The organism is Kitasatospora sp. NPDC057198 (assembly GCF_042670125.1).
In the GTDB taxonomy this organism is placed as follows: domain Bacteria; phylum Actinomycetota; class Actinomycetes; order Streptomycetales; family Streptomycetaceae; genus Kitasatospora.
The window spans coordinates 1-5,881 of sequence record NZ_JBHUWH010000475.1; the positions used below are offsets into that span (position 1 = coordinate 1).

5 protein-coding genes are annotated in these 5,881 nt (G+C 72.8%); 1 reads left to right on the plus strand and 4 read right to left on the minus strand.

Features of this window, described 5'->3' with window-relative positions; genetic code table 11:
• Positions 1–425 precede the first annotated feature (425 nt).
• Positions 426–1,691 (minus strand): tyrosine--tRNA ligase, encoded by a 1,266-nt coding sequence (tyrS, locus tag ACFUEL_RS33455; RefSeq protein WP_380240967.1) that lies wholly within the window; start codon positions 1,689–1,691, stop codon positions 426–428.
• 218 nt (positions 1,692–1,909) lie between these two features.
• Here tyrS and ACFUEL_RS33460 point away from each other — a divergent pair, with 218 nt between their 5' ends.
• Positions 1,910–2,446: an HNH endonuclease gene (locus tag ACFUEL_RS33460; RefSeq protein WP_380240969.1), complete on the plus strand. Its 537-nt coding sequence runs from the start codon at positions 1,910–1,912 to the stop codon at positions 2,444–2,446.
• A gap of 87 nt (positions 2,447–2,533) precedes the next feature.
• On the opposite strand, the gene ACFUEL_RS33465 is transcribed toward ACFUEL_RS33460, so the two are convergent.
• From ACFUEL_RS33465 to ACFUEL_RS33475, 3 genes are all read right to left on the minus strand, one after another.
• Positions 2,534–4,522 (minus strand): PQQ-binding-like beta-propeller repeat protein, encoded by a 1,989-nt coding sequence (locus ACFUEL_RS33465; RefSeq protein WP_380240971.1) that lies wholly within the window; start codon positions 4,520–4,522, stop codon positions 2,534–2,536.
• 110 nt (positions 4,523–4,632) lie between these two features.
• Positions 4,633–4,929 (minus strand): 4a-hydroxytetrahydrobiopterin dehydratase, encoded by a 297-nt coding sequence (locus ACFUEL_RS33470; protein ID WP_380240973.1) that lies wholly within the window; start codon positions 4,927–4,929, stop codon positions 4,633–4,635.
• Between the two features lie 61 nt (positions 4,930–4,990).
• Complete coding sequence (locus tag ACFUEL_RS33475) at positions 4,991–5,758, minus strand: sulfite exporter TauE/SafE family protein (protein WP_380240975.1); 768 nt, start codon at positions 5,756–5,758, stop codon at positions 4,991–4,993.
• Positions 5,759–5,881: the final 123 nt, after the last annotated feature.

Sequence of the window (5,881 nt, forward strand, 5' to 3'; positions counted from 1 at the left end):
GTTGACTTTTGGCACGCTGTTGAGTTCTCAAGGAACGGACGCTTCCTTCGAGCCGCATTCCTGCGGACCCTCCGGGCGCTGCGTTCTTTCGTGTTCCCAGCTTATCAGACGTTTTCCGCTCCGTTTTCCGGAGTTTCATTCGATCCGATTCGCTTTCGCCTTTCGGCGCTCCCGAACTCTACCAGAGTTATTCGGTCCGCTTTTCCATCCGGAATCCGAATGGACGCGCGACGAATCGCTCATCAGGGTTTGGGGGGTTTCGCCTCCCGGTCCCAGCCGGTTCAGGCGACTCCACCTACGTTAGGACACCGGGACGGGCGAGTCAAACATGGCGGGGCCGGATCTGGCTGGATCCGGCCCCTGTTCGCGGTCTTCGCAGGTCAACCGCGGTCTGTTTCAGGACACTTGATGTCAGGTTGCGCGTCCTACGCGTCGGCGAGTTCGACGGCGGCGAGGTTGCGCTTGCCGCGGCGGAGAACGAGCCAGCGGCCGTGCAGCAGGTCGTCGGCGCCGGCGAGGGCCTCCTCGTCGGTGACCTTGGCGTTGTTGAGGTAGGCGCCGCCCTCCTTGACGGTGCGGCGGGCGGCGGAGCGGCTGGGGGCCAGGCCGGATTCGACCAACAGGTCGACGATCTGGCCGAGTTCAGCGACCGTCGCCTTCGGGACCTCGGCGAGGGCCGCGGCCAGGGTGGCGGGTTCGAGGTCGGCGAGGTCGCCCTGGCCGAAGAGGGCCTTGGAGGCGGCGACGGCGCGCTCGTACTGGTCCGCGCCGTGGACGAGGGTGGTGAGTTCCTCGGCGAGGGCGCGCTGGGCGAGGCGGGCGGCCGGGCGTTCGGCGGTGTCGCGTTCGAGCTGCTCGATCTCCTCGCGGCTGCGGAAGGAGAAGATCCGCAGGAACTTGGCGACGTCGCGGTCGTCGGCGTTCAGCCAGAACTGGTAAAAGGCGTAGGGGGTGGTGAGCTCGGGGTCGAGCCAGACGGTGCCGGACTCGGTCTTGCCGAACTTGGTGCCGTCGGCCTTGGTGATCAGCGGGGTGGCGAGGGCGTGCACGGACTTGCCCTCGGCCTTGCGGATCAGGTCGGTGCCGGCGGTGAGGTTGCCCCACTGGTCGCTGCCGCCGGTCTGCAGGGTGCAGCCGTAGCGGCGGTTCAGCTCCAGGAAGTCCATGCCCTGGAGGATCTGGTAGCTGAACTCGGTGTAGCTGATGCCCGCGTCGGAGTTGAGGCGGCGGGCGACCGCCTCCTTGGCGATCATGTTGTTGACGCGGAAGTACTTGCCGACGTCGCGGAGCAGCGAGATCGCCGACATGCCGGACGTCCAGTCCAGGTTGTTGACCATGCGGGCGGCGTACTCGCCCTCGAAGTCGAGGAAGCGCGCGACCTGGCCGCGCAGGCGCTCGACCCAGCCGGCCACCGTCTCGGGGTCGTTGAGGACGCGCTCGGCGGTGGGCTTGGGGTCGCCGATCAGGCCGGTGGCGCCGCCGACCAGGCCGAGCGGGAGGTTCCCGGCCTGCTGGATGCGGCGCATGGTGAGGATCTGGACCAGGTTGCCGAGGTGCAGGCTGGGGGCGGTGGGGTCGAAGCCGCAATAGAACGTGACCGGGCCGTCCGCGAACGCCTTGCGCAGTGCGTCCTCGTCAGTGGACAGGGCGATCAGCCCGCGCCACTGCAGCTCGTCGACGATGTCGGTCACGGTCCCGCGTCTCCTTCGGTCGGGGGTCCGGCGCGGTTGCCCGGGGGCGGGCGGTGCGCCTGGACGGTTCCAGCGGGGTAGAGCCTACGCGCTCGGGGTGCCGGGGTTCCGGCGCAGGTCGGTGGGCGGCAGTGGAAATTCCGTTGTTCGGCGGGGTGCGGGCGTTCACAGTGGTGCCACCGCCGTGCGGCGGGGGCGAGCACTGGAGGTGGCCCGTTATGCGCAACACCCTTGTCCTGAACGCGAGCTACGAACCGCTGAGCACGGTGCCGCTGCGCCGTGCCGTGGTGCTGGTCCTGCAGGACAAGGCGGTGGTCGAGCAGGCGCATCCGCTGCGGGTGGTGCGCGGTGCGGGGGTGCGGCTGCCGGTGCCGCGGGTGATCAGGCTGACCAGGTACGTGCGGGTGCCGTTCCGACAACGGGCTCCGTGGTCGCGGCGGGGGGTGCTGGCGCGGGACCAGTTCCGGTGCGCGTACTGCGGGCGGCGGGGCACCACGGTGGACCACCTGTTCCCCAGGTCTCGTGGCGGGGCGGACAGTTGGCTGAACACCGTGGCGGCCTGCGCGGAGTGCAACCAGCACAAGGCGGACCGGACGCCGGAGCAGGCCGGGATGCGGTTGCTGCGGCGTCCGTTCGAGCCGACGCCGGAGGCGACGCTGATGCTCGCGCTCGGGCTGCGGGCCGGTGAACTGGGTGAGCTGGCGGCTTGGCTGCCGGAGCGGCCGGAGGACCGGCAGGCGGTCGCGGGCGTGTGAATGGCCGACGGGCCCGACCTGATCAGGGGACAGGTCGGGCCCGTCGTCGTACGCGCGGGGCCGGGCGAGGCCGCGGGGGGGGCGGACTCAGCCCTTGCTGCTGAAGGCGGTGGCGGCGCTGTAGTGGGAGGCGTGCTCGGGGACGGCCAGCAGCCTCCCGGCGGCGGTGTGCACCCGGCCGGCCGAGAGCAGCGAGCCGGTGCCCTGCGGGAAGGCCCCGCCCTGGGTCTCCTTGCCGCCGGAGAGCGCGAAGCGGCTGAGGTGGGCGGGCTGGTCGGCGCGTTCGTCGACGGAGACCACCAGGCCGTCGGCGTCCACGCCCGCCGGGTGGGCCTTGCCCTTCTCGGCGATGGGGGTGCGCCACTGCTGCTTGCCGGTGGTGAGGTCGTACGCGGCGATCGCGGTGGGGCTGCCGCCCGCGCTAGGGACGACGGCGGCGAACATGCTGCTGCCTTGGAAGTAGACGCCGGGGACGGCGGCGAAGCTGCCGTTGTCGGCGTCCAGTCGGCCGCCGCCCTCGACCGCGGTCGGGATCTCCACCCCCGGGTCGCCCTCCGCGCCCCAGGCGAAGATCCGCTCGTCCTCGGGCTTCGCGCCGGTGGTGAGCAGCACGGCGGGTTCGGCGGACAGCACCGTGACGGTGGCGGGCTGGTTGTTCAGGCCGCGCCAGTACTTGACCTTGCCGTCGGCGACGTTGAGCGCGACGGCCTGGTCGCCGGGGGAGGAGTCGGCGCAGTGGCTGTGCAGCAGCACCACGGAGGCCCCGGCGCTGCCGGACAGCCGGCAGAACTTGCCCTGGCCGGCGTACTGCCACGCTTCGGCGCCGTCGGCGGTGCCCCAGGCGTACGCCTTGTCCTCGCCCACCGCGACCACCTTGTCGTCGGTGACGGAGACGTGGGTGGCGTAGCTGTCCTTGGTGTCGGAGAGCGTCTTCGTCCAGACCGCCTGGCCGGACTTGGTGTCGACGGCGGCGACGGTGCTGCACGGGCTCTTCGGGTCGGCGGCGGGGCGGTAGACGACCGCGCCGAGGCCGGCGCCGTTGACGGCCGGGGAGAGGCCGCAGGGGACGGCGCCGTCGGCGGGGGCCTGGAGCGTCCAGGCGGGCTTGCCGTCGGCGAGGGCGTAGGCGTGCACGCCGGTGCCGTCGGCGCGGACCACCGTGTCGGCCAGCAGCCAGCTGCCGACCAGGGTGTCGTCGGTGCCCTGGGCCCCGCTGGTGCCGGGGTCGGCGGCGACGGCCCAGGACTTGGCGTGGGCGACGGAGATGTTCTGCGCGCCGCCGCCCGGGGCGGCCTTGTCGGCGGGCTTGTCGTCGTCCCCGTCGGAGACCGCGAGCACGCCCGCGGTGATCAGCACGGCGAGTGCGGCGACGCCCGCGCCGGCCCGGACCGCCAGGCCGCGGCGGCTGGGGGCGCCCTCGCCGGAGAGCACGGCGGCGCGGGCCCGGGCGGCGAACCCGCGCGGGGCGGTCTCCGTCCGGTCCGGCCCGGTGTCAACGGCGCTGCCGGCGGCGGCCGCTGAGACGCCGTCGCCTCCGGGGGCGAACGGGTCATCGGGGGTGGTGTGCGGGTAGTCGGTGGCGGTGACGGGCCCGGCCGCGGCGCCGGCCTCGAACGGCGCGGGCGGCGCGGACGGCGGCTGCGGCGCGTCGAAGGGGCCGGGGGCGTCGAAGGGGCCCGGGGCGTCGAACGGGTTCGGGCCCGGTTCGGCGGGGGCGTAGAGCTGCTGGGCGGGCTGGTCCTGGTAGCCGGTCTGCTGCTGGGGGAAGCCGTAGCCCTGCTGCGGGTCGGCGTACGCCTGCTGCGGGTCGCCGTAGCCCGGCTGCTGCTGCTGCGGGAAGGGCTGCTGGCCGTACGCCTGCTGCTGCTCCGGGTAGCCGTAGCCCTGCTGCGGGTCGGCGTAGCCCGGCTGCCCCGGGTAGCCGTACGCCTGCTGTGGGTCGCCGTAGCCCGGCTGCTGCTGCTGCTGCGGGAGGGGCTGCTGGCCGTACGCCTGCTGCTGCTCCGGGTAGCCCTGCGGCTGGGGGTACCAGGGCTGCTGGTCGTACCCGGGGGTCGTGGGAGGTTCCTGAGCCATGCGTTCCGTCCGTCCCGACTGCGGTCTGGCAAGCAGCCAGCATCTCATGGCACGGGGACGGGTTCGGCCGGGGCTTTGCGGGGGGTTCGGGGCGGTTCGGGGGCCGCGGGTCAGGCGGCGTCGTCGAGGGCGCGGTCGATGAGGTGGGCGAGCGTGATGTCGAGGCTGGTCAGGCCGTGCTCGCTGTGGGTGGTGAGGAGGAAGTTCAGGGTGCGCCAGCGGATGTCGATGTCGGGGTGGTGGTCGAGCGCCTCGGCCTGTTCGGCGACGGCGTCGACCACCTTGATCGCGGTGGGGAAGCTCGCGGTCTCGGCGGTGCGGGTGATCGCCTCGCCGGTGCGGGTCCACTGCGGGAGGTCGGCGAGGGCGTTGGCGATCTGTTCCTCGTTGAGGCGGGTGCGGCTCATGGCGGGCTCCGTCCGGGTTCCGGGTCTCACGGCCGAGCCTACGTCGCCGGGGTGCCCGGGGTCAGGAGAGCAGCAGCTTGGTGACGGCGACGAGGCCGACCACCACGATCAGGGCGCGCAGGGCGAGGGGCGGCAGGCGGCGGCCGACCTTGGCGCCGAGCACGCCGCCGAGGGTGGCGCCGACGGCGATCAGCAGGGCGGCGGTCCAGTCGATGGTGGAGGTGAAGAGGAAGAAGACCGCGGCGACGCCGTTGACGATCAGGGCGAGGACGTTCTTGATGCCGTTGATCGTCTGGAGGCCGTCGGGGAGCAGCATGCCCATCAGGGCGAGCAGCAGGACGCCCTGGGCGGCGCCGAAGTAGCCGCCGTAGACGCCGGTGAGCGCGATGCAGAGCAGCAGCGGCCAGCCGCCGTCGGTGGCGGGGGGCAGGGTGCCGGCGGCGCGGCGGGCGGCCATCGCGCGGGCGACCCGGGGTTGCAGGACGACCAGGACGAGGGCGGTGAGGATGAGGACGGGGACGACGGCGTCGAAGGCGCTGTTGGGGAGGGTGATCAGCAGGGCGGCGCCGGTGAGTCCGCCGATCAGCGAGGCGGTGCCGTAGCGGATCAGGCGGTGGCGCTGTCCGGCGAGTTCGGCACGGTAGCCGATGGCTCCGGCCAGCGAGCCGGGGGCCAGGCCGAGCGAGTTGGAGACGTTGGCGGTGACGGGGGGCAGGCCGACGGCGAGCAGGACGGGGAAGGTGATCAGGGTGCCGGAGCCGACGATGGTGTTGATGGTGCCGGCGGCCACGCCGGCCAGCAGGACGGCGGTCATCTCCCACAGCGACATTCGCTTCCCCCTCGTTGGCTGCTGTCGTGCGCCGGTCGATCATGCCGGAACGGCGTGCGGCTTGGCGAGGGGCGGTCCGCCATCCGGAACGGGTGCGAACGGACCCGGGTGGCCGCCGGAACG